This is a genomic window from Acinetobacter sp., from assembly GCF_045628685.1.
Taxonomy (GTDB): domain Bacteria; phylum Pseudomonadota; class Gammaproteobacteria; order Pseudomonadales; family Moraxellaceae; genus Acinetobacter.
In genome coordinates this window covers 1-23,635 of sequence record NZ_JAZQPV010000036.1, presented here as the reverse complement: position 1 = coordinate 23,635, position 23,635 = coordinate 1, and the positions used below count along the sequence as shown (strand labels likewise).

General features: G+C 39.2%; 19 protein-coding genes. 11 read left to right on the top strand and 8 right to left on the bottom strand.

Translation table 11 applies throughout. The features are described 5' to 3' along the window. The first annotated feature begins 86 nt into the window (after positions 1–86). The 5 genes from ACKI4H_RS04750 (at position 87) to ACKI4H_RS04730 (ending at position 7,183) form a co-directional block, all read left to right on the top strand. Entirely contained in the window at positions 87–1,094 is a 1,008-nt protein-coding gene (locus ACKI4H_RS04750) for a helix-turn-helix domain-containing protein (protein WP_407304154.1), read from the top strand. An 84-nt stretch (positions 1,095–1,178) separates the two neighbouring features. Beyond that, complete coding sequence (gene zapE / locus ACKI4H_RS04745; RefSeq protein WP_407304152.1) at positions 1,179–2,327, top strand: cell division protein ZapE; 1,149 nt, start codon at positions 1,179–1,181, stop codon at positions 2,325–2,327. Between the two features lie 359 nt (positions 2,328–2,686). Next, positions 2,687–4,852, top strand: a complete 2,166-nt coding sequence (locus ACKI4H_RS04740; protein ID WP_407304151.1) for a malate synthase G — start codon at positions 2,687–2,689, stop codon at positions 4,850–4,852. A 130-nt stretch (positions 4,853–4,982) separates the two neighbouring features. Next, entirely contained in the window at positions 4,983–6,431 is a 1,449-nt protein-coding gene (locus tag ACKI4H_RS04735; protein WP_407304150.1) for an aldehyde dehydrogenase family protein, read from the top strand. A gap of 92 nt (positions 6,432–6,523) precedes the next feature. After that, the gene (locus tag ACKI4H_RS04730; protein ID WP_407304149.1) at positions 6,524–7,183 is read left to right on the top strand and encodes an SOS response-associated peptidase family protein; all 660 of its coding nucleotides are present in this window, start codon (positions 6,524–6,526) and stop codon (positions 7,181–7,183) included. 7 nt (positions 7,184–7,190) lie between these two features. On the opposite strand, the gene ACKI4H_RS04725 is transcribed toward ACKI4H_RS04730, so the two are convergent. After that, entirely contained in the window at positions 7,191–7,655 is a 465-nt protein-coding gene (locus tag ACKI4H_RS04725) for a MarR family winged helix-turn-helix transcriptional regulator (protein ID WP_407304148.1), read from the bottom strand. A gap of 139 nt (positions 7,656–7,794) precedes the next feature. Then, positions 7,795–8,259: a MarR family winged helix-turn-helix transcriptional regulator gene (locus ACKI4H_RS04720; RefSeq protein WP_407304147.1), complete on the bottom strand. Its 465-nt coding sequence runs from the start codon at positions 8,257–8,259 to the stop codon at positions 7,795–7,797. A gap of 1,014 nt (positions 8,260–9,273) precedes the next feature. Here ACKI4H_RS04720 and ACKI4H_RS04715 point away from each other — a divergent pair. The 3 genes from ACKI4H_RS04715 to ACKI4H_RS04705 all read left to right on the top strand — a co-directional run bounded on the left by ACKI4H_RS04715 (position 9,274) and on the right by ACKI4H_RS04705 (position 13,825). Next, the gene (locus tag ACKI4H_RS04715; RefSeq protein ID WP_407304145.1) at positions 9,274–10,800 is read left to right on the top strand and encodes a TerC family protein; all 1,527 of its coding nucleotides are present in this window, start codon (positions 9,274–9,276) and stop codon (positions 10,798–10,800) included. Between the two features lie 272 nt (positions 10,801–11,072). Further along, positions 11,073–11,801, top strand: a complete 729-nt coding sequence (locus ACKI4H_RS04710; RefSeq protein WP_407304144.1) for a hypothetical protein — start codon at positions 11,073–11,075, stop codon at positions 11,799–11,801. A gap of 272 nt (positions 11,802–12,073) precedes the next feature. Continuing rightward, positions 12,074–13,825 (top strand): FAD-dependent monooxygenase, encoded by a 1,752-nt coding sequence (locus ACKI4H_RS04705; RefSeq protein WP_407304142.1) that lies wholly within the window; start codon positions 12,074–12,076, stop codon positions 13,823–13,825. Between the two features lie 16 nt (positions 13,826–13,841). On the opposite strand, the gene ACKI4H_RS04700 is transcribed toward ACKI4H_RS04705, so the two are convergent. The 4 genes from ACKI4H_RS04700 to ACKI4H_RS04685 all read right to left on the bottom strand — a co-directional run bounded on the left by ACKI4H_RS04700 (position 13,842) and on the right by ACKI4H_RS04685 (position 17,363). After that, the gene (locus tag ACKI4H_RS04700; RefSeq protein WP_407304141.1) at positions 13,842–14,735 is read right to left on the bottom strand and encodes a LysR substrate-binding domain-containing protein; all 894 of its coding nucleotides are present in this window, start codon (positions 14,733–14,735) and stop codon (positions 13,842–13,844) included. A gap of 88 nt (positions 14,736–14,823) precedes the next feature. After that, positions 14,824–15,645 (bottom strand): hydroxyethylthiazole kinase, encoded by an 822-nt coding sequence (gene thiM / locus ACKI4H_RS04695; protein WP_407304140.1) that lies wholly within the window; start codon positions 15,643–15,645, stop codon positions 14,824–14,826. Between the two features lie 72 nt (positions 15,646–15,717). Then, entirely contained in the window at positions 15,718–16,881 is a 1,164-nt protein-coding gene (locus tag ACKI4H_RS04690) for a hypothetical protein (protein ID WP_407304139.1), read from the bottom strand. 218 nt (positions 16,882–17,099) lie between these two features. Then, the gene (locus tag ACKI4H_RS04685) at positions 17,100–17,363 is read right to left on the bottom strand and encodes a hypothetical protein (RefSeq protein WP_407304138.1); all 264 of its coding nucleotides are present in this window, start codon (positions 17,361–17,363) and stop codon (positions 17,100–17,102) included. 421 nt (positions 17,364–17,784) lie between these two features. Between ACKI4H_RS04685 and pepN the strand changes: the two genes are divergently transcribed. Together pepN and ACKI4H_RS04675 are read left to right on the top strand one after the other, a co-directional pair. Then, a complete protein-coding gene (pepN, locus tag ACKI4H_RS04680; protein ID WP_407304137.1) occupies positions 17,785–20,391 on the top strand; it encodes an aminopeptidase N in 2,607 nt (868 codons plus the stop codon). Positions 20,392–20,690: 299 nt separating this feature from the next. Continuing rightward, entirely contained in the window at positions 20,691–20,903 is a 213-nt protein-coding gene (locus ACKI4H_RS04675; RefSeq protein WP_407304136.1) for a hypothetical protein, read from the top strand. A gap of 268 nt (positions 20,904–21,171) precedes the next feature. Here ACKI4H_RS04675 and ACKI4H_RS04670 read toward each other — a convergent pair whose 3' ends face one another. Together ACKI4H_RS04670 and ACKI4H_RS04665 are read right to left on the bottom strand one after the other, a co-directional pair. Beyond that, positions 21,172–21,615, bottom strand: coding sequence for a universal stress protein (locus ACKI4H_RS04670; protein ID WP_407304135.1), 444 nt, complete (start codon positions 21,613–21,615; stop codon positions 21,172–21,174). A gap of 127 nt (positions 21,616–21,742) precedes the next feature. Further along, positions 21,743–22,186, bottom strand: a complete 444-nt coding sequence (locus tag ACKI4H_RS04665) for a universal stress protein (RefSeq protein WP_407304134.1) — start codon at positions 22,184–22,186, stop codon at positions 21,743–21,745. Positions 22,187–22,447: 261 nt separating this feature from the next. On the opposite strand from ACKI4H_RS04665, the gene ACKI4H_RS04660 reads away from it, so the two are divergent. Further along, positions 22,448–23,452 carry an alpha/beta hydrolase gene (locus ACKI4H_RS04660; RefSeq protein WP_407304133.1) on the top strand — a complete coding sequence of 335 codons (1,005 nt, stop codon included), beginning with the start codon at positions 22,448–22,450 and terminating at the stop codon, positions 23,450–23,452. Positions 23,453–23,635 lie beyond the last annotated feature (183 nt).

Sequence of the window (23,635 nt, the reverse complement as noted above, 5' to 3'; positions counted from 1 at the left end):
ATGACAAAAAAATTGATAGATTCGGCAATTTGCAAGCATGGAATTTTATAGTAAAAATAGTCATATTCTTTTAATTAGACAATGCTATGAAACGATCAATTCTTGGCTTGATGTATTTAATTCAAGGTATGCGTAAAGCTGGGATTGCAGTTGATCAAAAACTTCAAAGTATTGGTCTGCGTGCTGATGCATTGGATCCCAGTTCAATTATTCATTCGAGTCTGGAGTGGGATGTTCTAAAAGTTATTGGGCAGGATGTTGCACCTGAAAAAGGTCTGTTTATTGGGCAGCATTATGCACTTGCTGGATATGGCCCTTTGCTCATGTTATTGGTCACCAGTGAAAATGTGCGTACAGCATTAGAGCAAGGTATTAAATATCAACCATTAACTCATTTAACCGGGTCTTTAAGCTTAAAATATACAGCACACAAGGTTGCCTTGTGCTATGAACCGCAAGATTTAAACAGTGATCTGGGTTTGTTACGGGCACAATGTGAGATTTCAGGCACCTATAAATTTATCCAGGACCTTTATAAAATGATGGGGTTGAGCATTCCCCAAATTCATATTGAATTGCCATTTTCCCAGCCACAAAATCAAGATTTTTTAAATACTTATCAAGGTTATTATGGTGCAGAGTTAAGGTTTGGCTCAAAATGCGCAGAATTTTGGTTTGATGACCCAGTGCTGAATGTTCAGATTCCATCCGCAGATAAAATGACTTTTAAAATCTATGAAAGTAAATGTATTGCTGAGTTGGAGCGTTTAAAAATGGATGAACAGGTGCCTTCATTGGTGCAACGCGTACAGGATTATTTAGAGTTGCAGCAAGGTGTGATGCCAACGATGGCGGAAACAGCCCAAGCCTTGCAAATTCCGGAACGAACCTTGCGCCATCAATTACACCAATTACAAAGTAGCTATAAACAAATACGTGAACAATTGATTAAAGACAAGGCATTAAGGCTGATAGAATATAAAGAGTATTCTATTGAAATGATTGCAGAGTTACTTGGTTATTCAGAGCCGGCAGCTTTTAATCATGCCTTTAAACGATGGTTTGGATATAGTCCACGCCAGTACTTTAAATAGCCTAAGTTTAGTAATGCCAAAGTGTTATATCTTCCATCCCAAACTTCGCTATACTTTCAATAGCCTAAAATAGTATTCAATGATATGTCAGACCTAAATGCTAAGCACAGCACCGCCTTTATTCCTTTGTCACCTGCAGAACGTTATGCGCAAGCGATCTCTTCTGGTCAGTTCATGCCAGATGATGCACAGGCACAAGCTGTCCATGAATTGGATCGTGTTTGGCAAGAACTGCTGCAGCGTTTTAAGGCATCGAAAAAAGCTTTCCGTCGTTTCCGTCGTCAAACCTCTCCTAAAGGTGTTTATATGTGGGGCGGTGTAGGGCGCGGCAAAACCTGGTTGATGGATCAGTTTTTTGAGTCAATTCCTTTTCGCCGCAAAATGCGCATGCATTTCCATCATTTTATGCAGCATGTGCATCGTGAATTGAACAAATTATCGGGACAGCGTAATCCACTGGAATTGGTGGCTGACCAAATTTATCAACAAGCTGTGGTGATTTGTTTTGATGAATTCTTTGTATCGAATGTTACGGATGCGATGATTTTAAGCGAACTGTTCCAAAAATTATTTGATCGCGGGATTACCCTAGTCGCTACATCGAACATTGCTCCAGATGGTCTGTATAAAAACGGGATTCATCGTGACCGTTTTATCCCTACCATTGAGATGGTGAAAAAGAACTGTGTCATTTTAAATGTCGATGCAGGTGTGGATTATCGTTTGCGTGTGCTGAAACAGGCGCAACTGTTTAAATCTCCACTGACGCATGATCATAAAAACTGGATCGCACAGCGTTTCACTGCTTTGACCCAAACTCAAAAAGTTTCTCAAGAGCCGATTATTATTAATAACCGTATTGTGGAAACCATTGGACATACTGAAGACGTTTTATGGTGTGAATTTTCAGAGTTGTGTTTTAAGCCGCGTAGTCCGGCAGACTTTATTGAAATCGCCAATATGTATAATACTGTGCTGGTCAGCAATGTCCCGCATTTAACAGACTACTTGTCGGAAGGCGCGCGTCGTTTTATATATCTGGTCGATGAGTTTTATGATCGTGGGGTAAAACTGTTGTTGACCTCTGAAGATTCAATTATTGAAATTTATCAGGGTGAAAAATTAGCCTTTGAAATTGAACGCACGCGTTCACGTTTACTGGAAATGCAATCCGATGAATATCTGAATGCTGCGCATAAGCAAATCCAGACCATAGAATCCCAAGCAAATTAAAATGAAGCGCCAGAAATGGCGTTTTTTTATTGCTAACAAATATGTGCTTAGACGGCATTTAAGACTAGTCATTGTTTAATCTTTGCTCTATAACTATACCAATGTCAGGTTTATAGGACGTTTTATCCATAAAGCTGCACTTAAGTCTAATTTCGACATTCAAAAAACTTTATAAACTGTAAAAAGATACTCAGGTTGATGATGACATCGCACTGGTGAGTTATATTTTATTTGATAATGTGCATATTTATTTTATAAAAAATGATCACTATTTAGCAATGTGATAGTACTATTCAGCTAGATTTAAATCGGTATACTAGAATCTCTTGTTATAAAAAGTAGCAATATCAGGAAAGACAATGACTGCACGTATTCAAAAAGGCAAGTTAGCGATTGCTAAAGAACTTTACGATTTCATCGAAAATGAAGCATTACCAGGTTCTGGTTTAGACAGCGAAACATACTGGAAAAACTTCGAGCAAGTCGTTGTTGATCTTAGTCCCAAGAACAAGGCGCTTTTAGCTAAGCGTGATGATCTTCAGGCTAAAATTGATGAATGGCACCGCAACAACAAATTTGAATTAGAAGCTTACAAAGCTTTCCTTACAGAAATTGGCTACTTATTACAAGAAGTAGAAGATTTCAAAATCAGCACGGAAAATGTCGACGAAGAAATCGCGCTTTTGGCTGGTCCACAACTTGTAGTACCTGTACGTAATGCACGTTATTGCCTGAACGCAGCAAATGCGCGTTGGGGGTCTTTATACGATGCACTTTACGGTTTCGACGTGATCTCTGAAGAAGGTGGCGCAGAAAAAGGTAAGGGCTATAACCCGGTACGTGGTGAAAAAGTAATTGCATTCGCGAAAAACTTTTTAAATGAAACTTTCCCGTTGGTAAATGGTTCGCATGCAGATGCAACAAAATACACAGTAGAGCACAATGCACTGGTTGTGACTTTAAAAGATGGTTCTACCACCACTTTGGCGCATCAAGCACAATTCGTGGGTTATAATGGTGAAGCTACTGCGCCGACTGAAATCGTATTTAAAAATAATGGTTTGCATGTCATTGTTGAAATTGATGCAAGCAGCCTAATTGGTCAAACAGATGCAGCTGGCGTGAAAGATTTAGTACTTGAAGCAGCTGTAACCACCATTCAGGATTTAGAAGATTCGATTGCTGCAGTGGATGCAGAAGAAAAAGTAGAAGGCTACCGTAACTGGTTAGGCTTAATGCGCGGCACACTCGAAGAATCAATCGAGAAAAATGGTAAAACTGTTACTCGTGCATTGAACAAAGATCGCACTCATAAAAACCTGATTGGTGGCGTGACCTCTATTCAGGGTCGTTCACTCATGTTACTTCGTAATGTGGGCCACTTGATGACCAATCCAGCCATTCTTGTAGAGGGTGCGGAAATTTATGAAGGCATCATGGATGCACTGGTTACACCATTGTTATCTTTTGCAGATATCAAAGGTGAAAACGAAATCAAGAACTCGCGTAAAGGTTCTATGTATATCGTTAAACCAAAAATGCATGGTCCTGAAGAAGTTGCTTTTGCAGTTGAACTCTTCGAGCGTGCTGAACAGGCATTAGGTTTGCCGGCTAAAACGCTTAAAATTGGTATCATGGATGAAGAGCGTCGTACCTCTGTAAACTTGAAAAACTGTATCGCTCAAGCGAAAGACCGTACCATTTTCATTAATACCGGCTTTATGGACCGTACGGGTGATGAAATCCATACCTTAATGGAAGCGGGGCCTTTCGTTCGTAAAGGTGAAGTTAAAAGTCAAATTTGGTTCCCAGCTTATGAGAACCGTAACGTGATGATCGGTCTTCAGGCTGGCTTACGTGGTAAAGCACAAATTGGTAAAGGCATGTGGCCAAAACCAGACATGCTGCTCGACATGTACAAAACCAAAACTGAACATCCAGAAGCAGGTGCAAGCTGTGCCTGGGTTCCTTCTCCGACAGGTGCAGTGATTCACGCGATTCACTACCATCAAATTAATGTTGCAAAGCGTCAGCAAGAGTTGCTTTCAACTCAAGCATTGCCACTTGATGATTTGTTGACTCCGCCGTTGGCTAAAGACACCAACTGGTCTGAAGAAGAAAAAACCAAGGAACTTGAAAATAACTGTCAGGGTATCTTGGGTTATGTGGTTCGTTGGGTTGATTTGGGTGTAGGTTGTTCTAAAGTTCTCGACATTAATAATGTTGGTTTGATGGAAGACCGTGCAACTTTACGTATCTCTTCACAACACGTTGCCAACTGGTTGCGTCACGGTATCGTAACCCGTGCACAAGTTGAAGACGTCATGCAGCGTATGGCGAAAATTGTGGATGAGCAAAATGCCAATGATCCGCTTTACACGCCAATGTCGAATGACTTGGAAAACAACATCGCATTCCAGGCGGCGTCTGACCTGATCTTTAAAGGTGGCGAACAGCCATCAGGTTATACTGAGCCGCTTCTACACGCAGCGCGTTTAAAGTTGAAAGGTTATACAGGTGACTAATCCTGTCTAGCTGAAAAAAGCCTCCGTGTGAGGCTTTTTTATTGTCTAATGGTAAGTTACTGCCTTTCATACTAGAAATTTTCCAACTGAACTCTTAAAGTGGGAGAAAAGTATGCTATGGAATAATAAAATGAGTACAGTCTATCAGGGTTTAAACCAGCAGTTTATTCATGGTCTGTGGCGGCCAGGGACTTCAACGAAAATTATTAAGAATCTAAATCCTTTTACCCAAACGGAAATCTGTAGCATTGTAGCCGCTAGCTCTGTCGATGTAGACAGCGCTTATGCAGCAGCACAACAAGCTTTTCAGCAGAATGTTCTGCAATCGCCTGAAGTACGTAAAACAGTTCTGCAAAATTTAATCACTATCATCCAGCAACGTCATGACGAAATTATAGACTGGCTGATTATTGAGTCAGGTAGTACTCGGTTTAAAGCCGGCCTTGAGATCAATGCAGCATTGGGTATTATTCAGGAAAGTCTGAAATTTCCTGATTGGCTCAAAACTGAAGAGCTTGACAGTAAAGATCCTGCACGCAAGAGTTTGGTGCTGCGTAAGCCTTTAGGGGTGATTGCGGTGATTAGTCCATGGAATTTTCCGTTTCATTTATCCTTACGTTCAGTCGCGACTGCAATTGCTTGTGGTAATACCGTAGTGCTTAAGCCTGCCAGTGATACACCGGTGACTGGTGGCACCTTAATTGGCAAGCTATTTGAAGAGGCCGGTTTGCCTGCAGGTGCTCTCAATGTTGTAGCAGGTTCCGGCAGCGAGATCGGTGATTATTTTGTCGAGCATCCGGTACCAAAAATGATTTCATTTACTGGTTCCACAGAAGTTGGGCAGGGAGTTGGCAGCAAAGCTTTAGCCAGTTCCCGAATTAAGCGTCTCGCGCTTGAACTGGGGGGGAATGCACCCTTGGTTATTCTGGATGATGCCGATCTTGATCTAGCTGTTGATCTCACCCTGAAGGGACGGTTTATACATCAGGGACAAATTTGTATGAGTACCAACCGAGTGATTGTCGATGCCTCCATTCATGATGTTTACGTGGATAAACTCTTGGATCGGGTGAAAATGATTCCAGTGGGTGATCCAAACCTGGAAGATACTATCATCGGGCCAATCATTAATCAGAGTCAGGTCAAAAAGCATCAGCAGATCATTCAGACAGGCAGTGAGCAGGGTGCAAAGCTGGTCTATGAAGGTGGAATTGAGGGGAATCTGGTCTATCCTCATATCTTCACTGAGGTGGCGGCAGATTCTGATTTGGCACAGCAAGAAAGCTTCGGACCGATTTTACCCATTTTGAAGGCGAATGACGAAGCCCATGCCTTAAACCTGGCCAATGATACGGACTTTGGGCTGTCCAGCGCCGTATGTACCTCAAATATTGAGCGAGGGCGTACTTTTGCTGCACAACTGGATGCCGGTATGACTCATATTAATGGGATTAGTGTTGCTGATCAGCCTAATGCGCCATTTGGGGGCGAAAAAAACTCAGGACTGGGTCGTTTTAACGGGCGCTGGATTTTTGAGGAATTTACCCGGACCCACTGGTTGACCGTGCCGAATTCTTAACAATCAATATGTTTAGAATTATAGAAATACTACAGGCTTAGAATTGGCAGCACGGTATAATCTCATAGATGAATGATTTACATGTATGAGCCATGTGTGCCAACTTTAAGCCTTTAACCCTGGAACAGTTGCATAATCTGGGATTGCCAGAAATTCCTTTTGAATATCCGGAGGAGGTCTATCCCAATTATGCTACGCCGCTTTTATTCCGCTCAGTTCAAGGACTGGAATGGCGGTCCGTGAATTTTGGCCTTATTCCGAAATGGGCAGAAGATAAAAGTATCGGTACAAAGACCTATAACGCCAGAAATGAGACTTTACTTCAAAAGCCGACCTTTGCTGAGGCCACTGCCAAATGCCATTTTGGTGTCATTCCGGTATTAGAATTTTATGAGTCCAAATATTTTGACAATAAACCACAGCGCTGGGGCGTAAGGCGTAAAGATGGGCGGGCAACTTTTATTGCAGCCGTATATGAAATTACGCGGATATCAGGGGAAATTGTACGGTCTGCTAGTATGATTACCATGGACGCAATTGATCATCCCATGATGAAAGAATTTCATGAGCCGGGTAATATCAAACGTTCGGTGATTGTTATTCCTCACGAGCGTTTAGATGAATGGCTGAGTTGGAAGTCTCCAGATATCCGATCGTTTACACAAGGGTTTCCGGTAGAAGAGTTCGAGTGTTCACATGTGCCCAAAGAAAAAATCAAAAAAGTCAGTCCACAACTGAACTTTTTTGATTAAGTGTGGTTTAACGTGCTAAATTTTTGAAAATATGTTTAAGACTTTCGATCATTTTTTCAATTTGCAATGGAGTTAAGCCATCAAAAGATTGTTCCAAAACCACATTGGTGAGGTCATTAATCTTTTGGGTCATTTGCTGGCCTTTTTCAGTGAGTAAAACACGAGTAATTCGGGCGTCATCTTCACAAGAATAAGTGTCTACTAATCCCTCATCTTTTAGGCGGTATACAATTTTCGTGGTTGTCGACATTTTAGAAATAATCATTTCCGATAGATCGGACACACTTGCATGAGATTTTGCTTTCAAAGCAAGTAGAATGCGGCGACGAGAATTATCTAAACCATATTTTTTTAATGCATGGTCTACATTCTGTACATGTTGTGCATGTACTTGGGTAACCCAATAAAATGGGAAGTTGTCTAAACTAAAATTTTCCACACAAGGTAAAAATTTACTATATTTTTTTGTCATGGATGTATCTCCTGTTATTAATTGTTGTAATTGTATTTTATTATTGTAACTTCTTTGCAAAATTTTTTGAATACAATTTATTTATAATGTGTCTTATAATCAAACTAAAAACTACCTCCTATTAAACTTATAACTTACATTAATGCGCTAAATTTTTGAAAATATGTTTCAGACTTTCTATCATTTTTTCAATTTGTAATGGAGTTAAACCTTCAAAAGACTGTTCCAAAACTACATTGGTGAGATCATTAATCTTTTGAGTCATTTGTTGCCCTTTTTCTGTTAAGACCACACGGGTAATTCGGGCATCATCTGCACATGAGTAAGTATCAACTAATCCTTCATCTTTTAAGCGATAAACAATTTTAGTGGTTGTCGACATCTTGGATACGACCATTTCAGAAAGATCGGACACACTTGCATGCGGTTTTGATTTTAAAGCGAGTAAAATTCGGCGACGAGAATTATCTAAACCATATTTTTTTAATACATGATCTACATTTTGAACATACTGAGCATGTACTTGGGTAACCCAATAATAAGGAAAATTTTCTAAGCTAAAACTTTCCGGAGAAGGTAAAAATTTACTGTATTTTTTAGTCATGATAGCCGAGCCCCTAATTTATTGTTGTAATTGTAATTTTTCATGGAAAGCATTCTAATCTAAAGCTATTTTATTTCGCAATACATATTAAATTATTTTTATTGCAGATTAGTATATATTAAGTTTTCCTTAGTGCAATTAGGAATATTATACTTATAAATTTCTTTATCTTACTCAAAATTAAGCGGGATTGCTTAAAAGATACCTTGCATAGCTGTCTTTATTTTGATGATATACAACAATACTTTGGGCAAACTTCAGTCCTACTTCAAGGACTTCAGAATTTTGATAAAGCGCTGAAGATAGCATTGCAATAGAAATGCCATGTTGTAAAACAAAAGACCCAAGCATTTCAAAATTTTGCTTATTTTGTGGGACTCCTGCCTTAACTTGATGCTGGCCAAATCATGAATCTTGATTAAGATAAGTGCTTTTATAGTGCAGATTAGCACCCGGTTTCAGCATTTTATTGAAAGTTAATGCTTTTTCATTTTTCATAGAAAATAATCCTGTAATTTTTTGATTGGATTAGAGACTTACGCATCCAAGTTTCGTTTTAATTATTGAGTGAAATAATTTTAGCTATATCTCATTCTAGTGAAAAAAATAGCTTTTGGAACTGATCTTTTTAACAAAAAATTTCTGATAATTAACTCGTAAGTTTAATAAATTAATGCATTTGTCAAACTTTCATTAAAATAAAACATATAAAAACAATAATTTACATTTCATTTTTTCGTTTTTTTGTCATTTTTTTGGAGGAGGTAAGCATTCAATCTATTTTGGGATTAAATCAAAAAATCAGATGAATAGATGAAATGAGTCACAAAAATGAGTATTTATTTTATACACATTGGCATTTTTATGCTTAAAAATACAAAAAACTAATTACAAATTTTGGAGAGTGTGCATAATTCATTTATCTATTGTTGAACAGGTTACCTCTATGGATCCGTCGCCGTGCAGGTCTACATTTAATTTTAACCAAATTCATAAAATCGGAGCTATAAACTAATGGAGTTTTTGTTAGATCCGGGAATTTGGATTGGTTTACTTACCCTGATTGTTTTAGAAATTGTCCTAGGTATTGATAACCTAGTCTTCATTGCTATTTTGGCAGAAAAACTTCCTCCAGAACAACGTGATAAAGCACGTGTAGTGGGGCTTTCCCTCGCTTTGTTTATGCGCTTGGGCTTGTTGTTTGCTATTTCTTGGTTAGTCACTTTGACCAAACCGCTTATCGTAGTCTTTAATTGGACCTTCTCAGGTCGAGATCTTATTCTTTTATTTGGTGGTTTATTCCTGGTCTATAAAGCTGTGACCGAACTACATGAAAAGATGGAAGGCAAACCTGAAGTTAACGTCACCACCAATATTGTTTATGCAAGTTTCGCTGCAGTTGTTGCACAAATTGTTGTATTAGATGCTGTATTTTCTTTAGACTCGGTAATTACCGCAATTGGTATGGTCGACAACATTTATGTGATGATGGTGGCCATGATTGTTGCGATGGCAGTAATGTTACTGGCTTCTAAATCATTAACTGCTTTTGTAAACCGACATCCAACCGTTGTCATTTTGTGTCTAAGTTTCTTACTGTTAATTGGGATTAGCTTGATTGCAGAAGGTTTTGGCTTCCATATTCCGAAAGGCTATATCTATTCAGGTATTGGCGTTGCGATTGCAATTGAAGCATTTAACCAATTTGGTCAGCGCAATGCAGCCAAACATGAATCGAAAATTCCACTACGTCACCGTACAGCGGATTCCATCCTGAAATTGATGGGTGGTAAAATGGAAACCTTAGCAAATAACGCTCAACACTTTGAAGCTAAAGAAGCCTTTGCCGATGAAGAACGTTATATGATTGGTGGAGTATTAACCTTGGCAGAAAGGTCTGTTGCCTCGATTATGACACCGCGCAACCAGATTTCCTGGGTAAATATAGAAGATAGTTCTGAGCAGATTCGTGAACAGGTTCTATCCGTACCACATAGCTTGTTTCCAGTATGTCGTGGCAGTCTGGATAAAGTGATCAGTATCGTTCGTGCCAAAGAATTGCTTGATGTTCTTGATGATGACGAACAATTTAAAGCTTTAATCAAACGTCATCGTCCAATTTATATTTTCGCGAAAATGAAAGTGATTGATGCGATCAATACCTTGCGTACCTCGAAAGGTTCATTGGTTCTGGTGAGTGATGAATTTGGCAATGTACAAGGTTTGATTTCTCCGCTGGATGTGTTTGAAGCTATTGCCGGAGAATTCCCGGATGCAGATGAACAGCTTGATTTAGTGAAAATTGATGATCATACCTGGAAAGCATCGGGTATGCTGGATGTGTACCAGCTTGAATTAGAGCTTGGCATGATGGATCTGGTCGAAGAAGATGCCGGCTATATCAGTGTTGCAGGTCTGATTTTGGAAAAGGCGCATGGAGAAGTAACCGTAGGTACTCATCTGGAGTATCACGGGGTTCACTTTGAGGTGACGGAACTGGATGATAATCGAATCAAATCCGTTTTGATCGTGCATCGCTAGAAGGTCATTCAGGACATTCAAAAAAGGTAATAGATATCTTTAATGTTTTCCTTTTTAACTTCTTTAAAAACCCAACAAACATGTGTTGTTGGGTTTTTTATTATTTGGATTTAACTTTAAGTGGTGAAGAAAGAGATAAATTTTGACTTTCTGATGTTAAGATGAAGAGAGCAAGCAACTGAATCCGCCCTGAAATCACTATTTCTAGGGATATTGAATGCCAGTAAAATGATGAATAATAAAAATATAAAAATAGGGGTTGAATTGATCTCATGCATATTGCAGAAAAGATTGTCGATTTTACAAAACTTACGTCTGAACAGAAAAAATATTTTTTTGAAACAATGCTGGCATTTGATCAGCAAATATTTCCAAATTCTACTCCAGATGAAATTTATGAATTTGTTTATGATATAGATGCTGTTGCTGTCCAAGTGGTTCATTACTTTCATGAAAATAAATTGATTGGGCAAAATATTATTCAGCTCTTGAAGCTTTATTTTGAAGACAAGCCGATTTTTGTGGTGAGTTCCCGGCTGGGTACTTTAGCGGGTTATGGTAAAAGCAACAGAACACTCAAAACTGCCATTCGTATTGTGATTAATTATAGAATTCGACATCCGACCATTCCGTTATGGTTTGTACCTACAATTATCCAGCCTAAAGTTTATAAGAATTTTGCATCCAGATCGCAGAATTTCTTTCCCCGTAAAGCAAAGCCGATGCCAGAGGAATATTTAAAAGTTTTAGATATGATTCAGCAGCGTAAAAATAAGGTGCAAAAGCGCAGAGAAGATATTTTTGTGCATCCAAATGTAATGCCACAAACGACACCTGCAGATATTCAGCGCTTAAGAAATAAAACCACCCAACATATCAATTTTTTTACCCAGCATGTGCCCGATTATTTTGATGGCATGGGTTTGATGTGTATATGTAAACTGGATTTAAAAACAATTTCTGAAGCTATATTTAATGTGTGGTTTAATCGGCATGTATAATAAAATTATATTTTTCATGTGCTTATTTGACAAAATTTCTAGTGAGCAGTTTCTGAATTTGCGTAAGAAAAAGTATGTGTAAAGAAACTGATTGATCTTCAAAACAAAGATTCAAGATAAAACTTCAATTGAAACTTCTATAGCTCAGAGGAATATGGCTATAGTTAGTTGTGATAGTTTTAAAATAATCTCGACATTTTCCTTATAGTTCAATAAAAGCAAATCCAATGATGTGGATGTGCATATTTAAGTGAATTGAATAAGGAAATGTGATGTCAAATCAGCCTTTTGATACGGATGTTGTGGTGATTGGGACCGGCCCGGCGGGAGCAACCACCGCTTTAGCCTTAGCCACTTATGGTATTTCTGTCCGTTTTTATACCCAGTTTAATGGCTTGGCAAATTCGCCACGTGCGCACATTACCAATCAGCGCGCAGTCGAAGTATTGCGTGAATTTGATTTAGAAGAAGAAGCTAAAAGTAGAGCCACTCCATGGCAAGACATGGGGGAAAGCATGATCACCACCAGTCTGCTTGGTGAAGAAATTGCCCGTATTCAGGCTTGGGGAACGGGCGATTTACGCCATGGCGACTATGTAAAAAGCAGTCCTTCGCCTTTATTCGATTTGGTGCAACCAGAAATGGAAGCACTGCTGGTTAAACATGCAGTAGCGCGTGGTGCAAATATATTTTACAACACCGAATATCTAGATCATCAACAAGATGATGATGGCGTTACAGTCTGGTTTTTAGACCGCTTGGAAAATCGAAAATATTCGGTTCGTGCCAAGTATTTGGTGGGTATGGATGGGGCGCGCTCTAAAATTGTTGAGGAAATTGGCCTTCCGATTGAGGGGCATATGGCACGTGCAGGTACAACTTATGTACGTTTTAAAGCGGACTTAAGCAAGTATGTGCAACATCGTCCAAGTATTTTACATTGGATTGTCAATCCTGCCGCAGGTTTTGGCGAAATTGGCATGGGCTTGCTGCGTGCCATTTCTCCATGGAATGACTGGATTGCAGGTTGGGGTTTCGATATTGCTCAAGGTGAGCCGCAATATACTCAAGAACAAATCATTCAACGTATTCATACCTTTATTGGTACGGACGATGTTGATATTGAAGTTCAAAATGTATCGGCATGGTATGTAAATCAGGCTTTTGCCAAGCATTATTCAGTTGGTCGTGTTTTCTGCGGCGGGGATGCAGTGCATCGTCATCCGCCATCGAGTGGTTTAGGTTCAAATACCTGCATTCAAGACGCGTTTAACTTGGCATGGAAACTGGCTTTTGTCACTAAAGGTTGGGCAAAAGCAGACTTATTGAACTCTTATAGTGATGAACGTGTGCCAGTTGGACAGCAAATTGTGGCACGTGCCAATCAATCTCGGATGGATTATAAGCATCTCAAAGATGTTTTTGGTTTTGACCAAGGTATAGCAACCACACAACAACTGTTAGATCGACTCAATGCACCGACAGCAGATGCAGCTGAATTACGTCTTCAGTTAAATCATGCCTTAGACATTAAAAACTTTGAGTTCAATGCACAAGGTGTGGAGCTGAATCAGCGTTATCAGTCGGTTGCTGTGGTTTTGGATGATGAATGTGATGAACAATGGCAAGCTGATCCGCAATTATATTTACAGGCAACGTCACGTCCTGGAGCGAAAATTCCACATTGCTGGTTAGTGGATGCTAAGAATGGTCAAAAGGTTTCCACACTGGATATTGTTGGGAATGGCAAACTTACTTTAGTGACAGGTTTATCCGGTACTGCATGGAAACAGGCTACCGATAAGTTAGACCTGCCTTATTTGAATGTGGTGACCATCGGGCAAGAAGTGAAAGATGTTTATGGCATCTGGCAAAAAACCTGTGAAATTGCTGAAGCAGGCATATTGCTGGTGCGCCCGGATGGTTATGTGGCATGGCGCCATCAGGAAGCCTTGTATGATGGCGCAGTCGCCTTGCAAAAATTAACGCAGGTGCTAGAACAAATGAATTATCAAATCGCTTAATTCAGATTTTAAAAAGTTATGTTGAAACTGGTTGTTGAACAGATTGATGAATGATTTTTGCGGTAAATTGCAAAACCGGATTTTCAGCATCTGTTCGATAACTGGCATAGAGCGGTAAGGTCGGTAAGTGTTGTTTCAGCTCAATCGGCTGTACATTCGGGTTGAGCAATTGCCGTGCATATTCAGGAATAAAGCTCCAGCCCAAACCCATATTAATGAGATTGATATGCTGTAAGGCATTGGTGACTTGGTATTTATATTTCAGTTTTAAATTTTCTTTTTCAGTGAATTCTTCAATTCGCTGATAGAAAACTGGAGAAAAAAACTGGTCGCAGACAATAAAGTCATCATTTTGAATTTGCCTTAAGTCCTGAATCTTGCGATTGGCAATATAATTTTGATGGGCGACGAATAATAATTTTTCTTCAAATAGCAAGGTGCTGCTATAAACCGGATCATCAATACACACGCGACTAAAAATTAAATCCAGTTCGGAGTTTTTCAATGCCTGAACCTGTTCGCTACAGGATAAACTTCTAATTTTAAGATCGACTTGTGGAAATTGAGCGCGAACCCGTTGAATAATTTGGGGAATAATAGTCATTTCCGCAACGTGCAATACGCCAATAAACAGCTGTTGCTGACCTTGGTTGGCAATTTGACGTGCATGAGCGACAGCAAGTTCCGCGTATTTAATCGATTCCAAGGCGTATTTTAAAAAACCATAACCTTCTGCAGTCAAAGCGATTTTGCGTGCACTGCGGTCAATCAGTTGTACACCGACTTCTTCTTCCAGATCTTTAATTTGCTGACTGAGGGAAGGTTGTACGGTACACAGTTTTTGTGCAGCACGGGTAAAGTTGAGTTCTTCAGCCAGAGCCACAAAGTAACGTAAATGTCTAAGTTCCATAGAGTATTTCCTGCTGCACAATGGTTTTACCCTGGAGACCAAAAACTAAAATTCATACGGAATCATTAATAGAGGTAAAAGCATATTTTTAAATTTCAAGAATTTTGATATCGGCATATTGCTGAATTAAATCCGGATTTAAACTATGGATGTAATCCATGAACGCAACGTTAAACTGACCTATCATCTGCGTTTTTTCAAATGCCAATTTTCCTGCAATGGCAAAATGGGTATGTGCCGCAATGGTGGCAATGGTTGGTGTGGTTACAGCACAGTAAGCCGCGATTAAAGCACCGAGTGCACAGCCTGTCGCGGTAACTTTCGGTTGTAAATAAGAGCCGCCATTGACTTGAATTACAGCATCAAGCTCTTTACTTAAAATAAAATCAGATGTACCTGAAATGGCAATGCATTCAGCATAATCTAACAGCACTTTAGCTTGTTGATATACATCGGCACTATCCAGAGTGCTATCCATACCTTTGGAGATTACCTGATTGCCTGCAAGGGTACTGACTTCTGAAGCATTACCGCGAATCACGGTTGGGTGATATTGCAGTAACTCATCCACCATATCCGAACGCCATTTCAAAACGGGACCATAACCGACTGGGTCAAGCACCCAAGGGGTATTGGTACGTTGTGCCGTTTTTGCAGAAATTTGCATCGCCTGCATCTGTTCAGTGGTCGGTGTACCCAGATTTATGCTGAGTGCAGCGGAAATAGTGGTAAAACTTTCGGCTTCGAATGGATTATCAATCATTGCAGGAGAAGCACCCGCAGCCAGCAAAACATTGGCTGCATAATTGGCTGCAACGCTATTGGTAATGCATTGCACCAAAGGTTGCTGGGTGTGCAGCTGGGTCCATGCTTCAACAATCTGCCTGACCAATGTTGAAGTTTGATCCATAGGATGATTCCTTAAGTTAGATCCCGGATGGATGAGACGAGACATATGGCTCACCGCTTACTGGGTGAAATTCTATTGGGTAAAATAGTGGTCTTGATGCTTACAGGTGCGACAGCATAAGGTCACATAATTTTCAGCATCGTAATCGACGGTTAGCTCATTGGAACCACAATACATACAGCGTTTTTGAGAATAGAAGCTTAAGCGTGGTTCAATTTTTTTCCAAATTCGCCAAATCGGCTGGAAAAAAATACTTTCATCATAGCCTATAAAGCGAAAAAACAGGATTTCACTCATCTTGCTAAAAGGAATATTGTGTGGACGTGGCAGGGTCGATGTTTCCCATTTTTCGGTCACGGCCCGTTCACGATATTGTTGCAAGGTTTTCTTTAACAAGTTGGTGTTAATAAAGTTTTCATTACGGATTTGCAGGGCTTTTTGTTGATATAAATATTCCAAAGCGGTTTGCACCAGATAATAAATTTGCCCCACTGCCAATGAATCCATTAAGCGATAACAAAAGGTCTGAAAACTGTTATTTCCTGCAATTTGGATGCCCCACGTGCGGCAATAGAACTGGGCAAACTGAATAATTTCCTGATACAACACTAAATAAAGCACATTCTTCACTTCATCGGCATTTTTAAAGGGCACACCCATGGTTAAATTTTCATAAAACCAGTTTCGAAGTTGCTGGGTAATGCTAAACAGACTTGGTTCAGAATAACCATCCAAACGCACATTGACATAGTAATGATGTGCCTCCGAGGCAAAATCCTTGGCAATCAGGATTTGTTCTTTTACCAGTTGCTTGACCAGATAATTTTGAAATAAATAATTCGGAGTAATGGAATGGTATTTAATACTTTCCCAGTCAATATATTCATGATGCGTAGTATGTTCCTGAACCTGATTATCCAAAATACTCAATAAGAACAATTTATTTAAAAAGCTGATCTGATCCAGTCGGTATTCAACCGTATCTTTATTTTTTGATTTGAGTTTGCGTTGCTCTTGCAGACGCGTTTCGGTGAGCATTTTTTTTCGATTGACCAGACATTTGTCACAATGACAGTTGGTGCGTCCATCCTGAAAAACACGATGCTGACAGTGACTACATTCATGAAAATTAAGTGCTTGATCGTACTGTTCTGCTTCAATCCAGAACATGGATGCCTGGCACAAAGGGCATGATGTACTTTCATCTAACTGTTTTTGCAGAATCTGAAGGAGCATGGAAAGAGTCAATCACAAGTCTGGTTAATCATTTAAACGATTATACACATCTCTTTTATTGTAACGTGATTGAATAGTACTGAATGAGCAATAAATCCGTGCAGGAAAATGCAGCTGAACCTTGTGCTTGAAATAGCCTAAGCGTTTATGGTTCATTGATGTGAAGATAGAAGCAATTCTTCCATCTTCACAAGAACAGGGACTATCAGGGGAAATAACTAATAAGAAGCAGGGCAAGGTAATGACTCATCTTCTTCGCCTAATTGCTTTGCATTGATTAAAGCCTGAACTTTTTTAGAGGGGATTTTTTTGCTGCCTAATGCATCGTAATTATTCAAAATCGCGCCAATATCGGGCGATTGCATCGGAATACCTTCACAGCTCATAAACATCGCAATCACCTTGTGATCAATTCCGGCAGCGTCGAGTGTTTGCATGGTTTTGATGTTTTCCACACGGACAATATGATCTTTTAAATACATGGGACACCTCTTCTAATTTTGAATTAATTTTATAGTGCGCTTTACACATATCAATACAAGCAAAAAACGTGCTCAAAATGTAGTCGTCTTGAAAATATCTGTCACTTTGAGTTAAGTCAGGGTAGAAGCCAGGTAAATCTTGCTCTTTTAATATAAAGAGATGTGAGAATACGATTATTTTCTATTTACATTGCTGGAAAATATCTAAGTTGGAACACATGATTTTTAACTGCACGTATGTTAAGTAAGCAAATGAAGTATTAATTGTACTGATGTTCAGAGCATGAATTGAAAATTGTGAGCAATGTGCCCATATATAACTCAAATCAATCGCACAGACAGATTGTGAAAGTTGTCGTATGATCGAAGCATTCACACAAAACAAAGTCTTGGCGTAAGAATTACAGGATTAGGACATTATATGAATATCGCGGCAAACCCAATGGTTGAAGCAGACCAAACTGTTTATTTAAAAGACTATGAAAAACCTTCTTTTTTGGTTGATTCAATCAATCTGGATATTCAAGTTCATACAGATCGTACCGATGTAAATGCAACCTTGGTGATGAAGCGCCAGACAGCAGGGGATTTGGTACTGCTGGGTCGTGATCTGGAATTAAAATCCATTACTTTAAACGGCAAGCCACTGACTGAAGCAGACTACACACTGGATGCGGAACAGCTGGTGATTGCCGATGCACCAAATGAAGTCATTCTTGAAACTGCCGTGGTTATTCATCCTGAAAGCAACACACAGCTTGAAGGTTTATATCAGGCGGGTGACGATTTATTCGTGACTCAAAACGAGCCTGAAGGTTTTCGCAAAATCACGTTCTATCCGGACCGTCCGGATGTCCTGTCTGTCTTTACCACACGCGTAGAAGCGGATAAAAAATTTCCTGTGCTTTTAGCCAATGGTAACTTGATGGAAGCCGGTGAGGCTGGCGAAGGTCGTCACTACACCATTTGGCAAGATCCGACCAAGAAACCCAGCTATTTGTTTGCTTGCGTGATTGGTGATTTGGCGGTGTTGAAAGATTCTTATGTGACTTCCGAAGGCCGTAACGTTGCACTAGAAATTTATGCTGTCGAAAAAGATATTCCAAAATGTCATATTGCCATGGAAGCGCTCAAACATTCCATGCAATGGGATGAAGAACACTATGGTCGTCCGTATGACCTAGACAATTATATGATCGTAGCGACCAGTGCATTCAATATGGGGGCAATGGAAAATAAAGGTTTAAATATCTTCAATACGTCATGCGTGCTTGCTGACGAAGAGTTCACCACGGATGCTGCTATCATGCGTGTTCAGTCGGTGATTGCGCATGAATATTTCCATAACTGGACCGGTAACCGTATTACCTGTCGTGACTGGTTCCAACTGTGCTTAAAAGAAGGTTTAACCGTCTTCCGTGATCAGTCTTTCTCGGAAGATTTACAATCTGCTGCAGTACAACGTATTGATGATGTTGCTGTATTGAAAGCGCATCAATTCCCTGAAGATTCAGGTCCGCTTTCTCATCCGCCGCGTCCAGACCATTTTGTGGAAATTAATAACTTTTATACCGCAACCGTGTATGAAAAAGGTGCGGAAATTAACCGCATGATGGCGACCTTGCTCGGTAAAGAGAAATTCCGCGCTGGGACTGATGAGTACTTTAAACGTCATGATGGTCAAGCGGTGACAGTAGAAGATTGGGTATCCGCATTAACTGCAGGTTCTGGAGTAGATTTATCTGCATTCCTGATTTGGTATAACCAGCCTGGCACACCAAAACTGGAAGCTCAAGGCGAGTACGATGCTGTGGCTCAAATCTACCGTTTAAGCTTTAAACAAAGTTTAAAAGCGAATGCGAAATATCCAAACCTAAAAGCGGTACCGATTCCTGTTGCTTTGGCACTTTTTGATGCAGAAACAGGTGAGCAATATACACTGCAATCTGAAGCACTATTTGAAAATGGCGTGAAAGATGGGGTGTATTTATTTGATCAGAGTGAAGCAACCATTGAGTTTAGCGGCGTAATTGCAAAACCTGTGGTCTCATTGCTGCGTAATTTCTCTGCACCAGTGAATCTTGAATTTAACTATTCAGATGAAGAACTTGCATTCTTATTGCAACATGAAACCAACGGTTTTAACCAGTGGCAGGCCACCCAAACCTTGCTGGAACGTATTTTGCTGCAAGGTCATGATGCAGATATTTATATCCAAACCATGAAAAATACCTTGCCTGACGTCATTCAAAAAGATCCACTGTTGGCTTCACGTTTGTTTGATGTGCCGACAGAAGGCTATTTGGGCAGCCGTATTGATACAGATTATCAACCTGCCAAAATTCAGGAACAGCGTAATGCTTTGCTGAATAGATTGGCACGTGAACTTGGTACATTCTGCAAAGAGACTTACCTGGAGTTAGACCCGGATAATCAAAGTGAGTTCTCTCAAGCGATGGGTGTGCGTGCACTGAGAAACATTATGCTCAGTATGATTGCACGTCAGGGTGATGTTTCTGCCTTTGATCTGGCTTATGAGCAGTATCATACAGGCAACATGTCTGAACGGTTGGGTGCGCTTAAAGTACTGGTCTGGAATGATGCACCACAGGCTCAAGAAGCGTTGGCAGACTTCTATAGCCGCTTTGAAGATGAAGCCTTGTCTTTAGATCAATGGTTTATGGTTCAGGCAGCACATCCGAAAGCAACTGCAGAAACCATCAAGTATTTAACCTCTCATCCTGATTATGATTTGGGTACACCTAACCGTATTCGTGCAGTCAGTGGGGGTTTGAATGCCAATCCTGTAAATACCTGGAGTTTTGGTGTCCAGCACTATATTGATCTGGCTAAATATCTGGATGAGAAAAACCCGATTGTCGGTTCACGTTTACTGCAAGTACTTTCACGCTGGTACACCTTGGCAGAGCCACAACGTACACAAGTAAAAACTGCGCTTGAAGCGTTAAAACCACAAGTGAAATCTAAAAACGTTTCAGAAACGTTGAATAGTATGTTGAGTATTTAACTTAGCATTCATTAAATAACTAGAAAGCCTTTTCTTGATTAAAACCGAGAAAAGGCTTTTTTATTTTTACAGCGTAATTTAACAGAAGAATAAATGAACCGCTGTTTAGAATAACTAAATTAAAAGATAAAATTATAAGACATATTTTCTATTGAGTTATTCTTTTAAAAGTGTCGATTAAGTCACATTAGTAGCTTAAAATAGATGTATTGAAGCTCATCTTAAGATGGGCTTTTATCATTTAGCAGACTGTTATTGGATTAAACCTGTCACTTTATTCAGTAGACTGGAGGTTGGTTTTGTTAATTAAAATTGAAGATGGTTTTTATTTAAACTCCCAGCATATTATTGCTATTCGGGTTTCAAAAAGTACCAGTGATGGACATTTTGTTGTAGTGATTGAATATACACCGAATAATATTCAGGCAATGGGAACCTATCAAAAAACTTTTGACAGTAAAATTGAAGCCGAAATTTATCTACAAACTTTGCATCAACACATTTCCAAATAATTTCTTTATATCGCTATTAGGCTTACAACCTAAATTTATTTAAAAAAGAGTCTTTTGTTGGAATAAGTTTGATTGATGAAAATCTAAATAAAGGATAACGATGATTAAAAATTGTCATATTAACCTTTAACGTATGTCACTTGATTTATTTGGATATTCAAAGATTAATACGGATCATGAACCAGATAAAAAGTGAATGAGTCTTTTTTTAATCGATTGTAAATCTACTTATATTAAAAAGTCCCTTTGAAAGGGACTTTTTTCATGGCTAAATTTTTATAATCAGTACAGGAATGGGTGATTGGGTCAGTACAGCCTGAGCGACACTTCCCAATACTAATTTTTTGAATCCTGTGCGGCCATGCGAACCCATAATAATTAAATCCGCACCGACTTCATCAGCCACCTGGATTATTCCTTCAGCAGGCGAGACACCGTGAATAATTTTGGTATCTACATCAATGTTATCTTGAATAAAGGATTGCTTGATTTCAGTTAAGCGCAACTGCGCACTCTTTTCAGCTTGCATAAAGTAATCCGTAATTGCAGGTGCGACTTTATAAAAGTCCACACCGACAAATGGATCTACAGCAATCACACTGGTAATAGTGACTTGGCAATGGAGTTCTTTGGCCAAAGATAATGCTTGTTCAACCGCTGCATAAGAAATAGGGGATTCATCTACCGGAACTAAAATATGTTTATAAGTCATGAGATTATCCTTATGAATAGAGCTGAATTGGAAAGAGTTTTTAATTGTAAGTCATGATGATAAAGTAAAGGACTGTTAAAATAGATAGATAAACCCCACATCAGCTGTAGGGTTTATTGATAAGTATTTATTCTTTAACAATGAGAACAGGAAGTTTCGTTCCTTTTAAAACATCCTGAGCAAAACTACCGAGCAAGAACTTTTGAAAACCTTTGCGGCCATGTGAACCCATCACAATGAGATCAATTTTCAACTTTTCTGCAGCTTCAATAATACCTTCTTCAGAGACAGTCCCTTTAACGATTTGAGAGTTGGCAGTAACACCATTTTCGCTGGCAATCGCTTGAGCCTGTTTCAGTGACTTTTCCGCATTGGCATAGGCTTGGACGAAATACTCTTTCATAATTGGAGATGGATAGTAAAAGTCTGCCTCAGAAAACGGGTCTTCAGTGACCAAGCTAATTAAAGTTAATTGACTACCAAAAGCTTGGGCAATCTGAGCAGCTTTTTGCACGGCAGACAAGGAAATAGGGGAACCGTCAACTGGGACTAAAATATTTTGATAAGACATATTACTTGTTCCTTGGAGTTTATTATCTGGCTATTAATTATAGATAGCACATTGTGTTTGAATGATCAATTTAGACTGTGAAATGATTTAAAATTTATTAAATATCATAAATATAAGTGTGTTCTGTTTTGCATTTAAATCTAAGTTGGAAACTCTACATTTGCATAGATATTTCTAAATATCTAAACCCGTATTAAAATGGCTAAGAATATTATCGTCTTCAATAAATAGCGGGCGAAATAATGCCAATAAGGAAAGCCCGTGGATTCAAAATTTTTCGGTTTAAGTCTGTGTTTAATTGCTGCACTCAACCTTAGTGGTTGTCAGAATACCCAAAGTAGTACCAAAGTGATTGCGAGTGTTTTTAATGCTTCCACCAATGTACAAAAAAAGATGATCGATAAATATGCACCCCAAGAGATTTTGGTACAGAAAAATATAACCTATATGCAGGAACCCACATTAACTTTGGATATTTATCAGCCCAAAAATGTGAGGCAACTTGAGCCGCGTCCAACCGTAGTCTGGGTTCATGGAGGGGGATGGGTTTCAGGTTCTAAAGAGCACGCGCGTGGCTACTTTAAACTTTTGGCCAATCAGGGCTATAACGTGGTGTCAATACAGTATCAATTTGCCCCCCAAGCCATTTATCCAAATCAGCTGCTACAAATTAATCAAGCATTAAAGTTTCTAAGCGAGCATGCGCAGGCATATCATCTTAATGCCAATCAAATGTATTTGGCAGGTGATTCGGCAGGTGCGAACTTAGTCAGTCATTATGCCGCTTTACTCAGTAATCCGGATTTTGCCCAGCAGTCAGGTTTTACGCCGTTGATTCAACGTGACCAGATTAAAGGCTTAATTTTACATTGCGGTATTTATGATATGAATGCTTTTATTAATACTGCACCGAATGAACTGAAATTAATCGAATGGGGGGTATTTAATCTGGTTCAATCCTATACCGGCAATAAAAAAGACAATGCGGAATTTTTAAAAAGTATATCTCCCATTCAATATTTAACCCCGAATTATCCACCGGTATTAATTAGTGGTGGTAATAAAGACTTTTTAACCAGGACTCAATCTGTACCTTTTGCAAAAGCTTTAATAGATCAAAATATACCCGTAACTGAATTATTTTATCCCAACTCTAAAGAATTTTTAGTCCATGAATATCAATTTATGATGAGTAAAAAAGCCAGTCAGCAAACCTTTACACAAACCATTAAATTTATTCAAAAATATAGTCCTTCATTTTTTTAAAAGTGCTTGAGATCATTTACATTTGAAAGATTAAATACATATTTTATTAGGGTCTGTTGACATTTGTTGCTTAAAAAAATAGCGAGGTAGTAAAATTAAATCGCCAAACCCAATTTTACTCTCGCTATGCCTCGTACAATGCTGAATAATCAACACTGGTCTAAGTTACTTTCTATTTTCCGA

Coding starts and splice junctions, on each gene's coding strand:
- ACKI4H_RS04750 (WP_407304154.1), top strand. CDS start 87: ATGAAACGATCAATTCTTGGCTTGATGTATTTAATTCAAGGTATGCGT.
- zapE (WP_407304152.1), top strand. CDS start 1,179: ATGTCAGACCTAAATGCTAAGCACAGCACCGCCTTTATTCCTTTGTCA.
- ACKI4H_RS04740 (WP_407304151.1), top strand. CDS start 2,687: ATGACTGCACGTATTCAAAAAGGCAAGTTAGCGATTGCTAAAGAACTT.
- ACKI4H_RS04735 (WP_407304150.1), top strand. CDS start 4,983: ATGAGTACAGTCTATCAGGGTTTAAACCAGCAGTTTATTCATGGTCTG.
- ACKI4H_RS04730 (WP_407304149.1), top strand. CDS start 6,524: ATGTGTGCCAACTTTAAGCCTTTAACCCTGGAACAGTTGCATAATCTG.
- ACKI4H_RS04725 (WP_407304148.1), bottom strand. CDS start 7,655: ATGACAAAAAAATATAGTAAATTTTTACCTTGTGTGGAAAATTTTAGT.
- ACKI4H_RS04720 (WP_407304147.1), bottom strand. CDS start 8,259: ATGACTAAAAAATACAGTAAATTTTTACCTTCTCCGGAAAGTTTTAGC.
- ACKI4H_RS04715 (WP_407304145.1), top strand. CDS start 9,274: ATGGAGTTTTTGTTAGATCCGGGAATTTGGATTGGTTTACTTACCCTG.
- ACKI4H_RS04710 (WP_407304144.1), top strand. CDS start 11,073: ATGCATATTGCAGAAAAGATTGTCGATTTTACAAAACTTACGTCTGAA.
- ACKI4H_RS04705 (WP_407304142.1), top strand. CDS start 12,074: ATGTCAAATCAGCCTTTTGATACGGATGTTGTGGTGATTGGGACCGGC.
- ACKI4H_RS04700 (WP_407304141.1), bottom strand. CDS start 14,735: ATGGAACTTAGACATTTACGTTACTTTGTGGCTCTGGCTGAAGAACTC.
- thiM (WP_407304140.1), bottom strand. CDS start 15,645: ATGGATCAAACTTCAACATTGGTCAGGCAGATTGTTGAAGCATGGACC.
- ACKI4H_RS04690 (WP_407304139.1), bottom strand. CDS start 16,881: ATGCTCCTTCAGATTCTGCAAAAACAGTTAGATGAAAGTACATCATGC.
- ACKI4H_RS04685 (WP_407304138.1), bottom strand. CDS start 17,363: ATGTATTTAAAAGATCATATTGTCCGTGTGGAAAACATCAAAACCATG.
- pepN (WP_407304137.1), top strand. CDS start 17,785: ATGAATATCGCGGCAAACCCAATGGTTGAAGCAGACCAAACTGTTTAT.
- ACKI4H_RS04670 (WP_407304135.1), bottom strand. CDS start 21,615: ATGACTTATAAACATATTTTAGTTCCGGTAGATGAATCCCCTATTTCT.
- ACKI4H_RS04665 (WP_407304134.1), bottom strand. CDS start 22,186: ATGTCTTATCAAAATATTTTAGTCCCAGTTGACGGTTCCCCTATTTCC.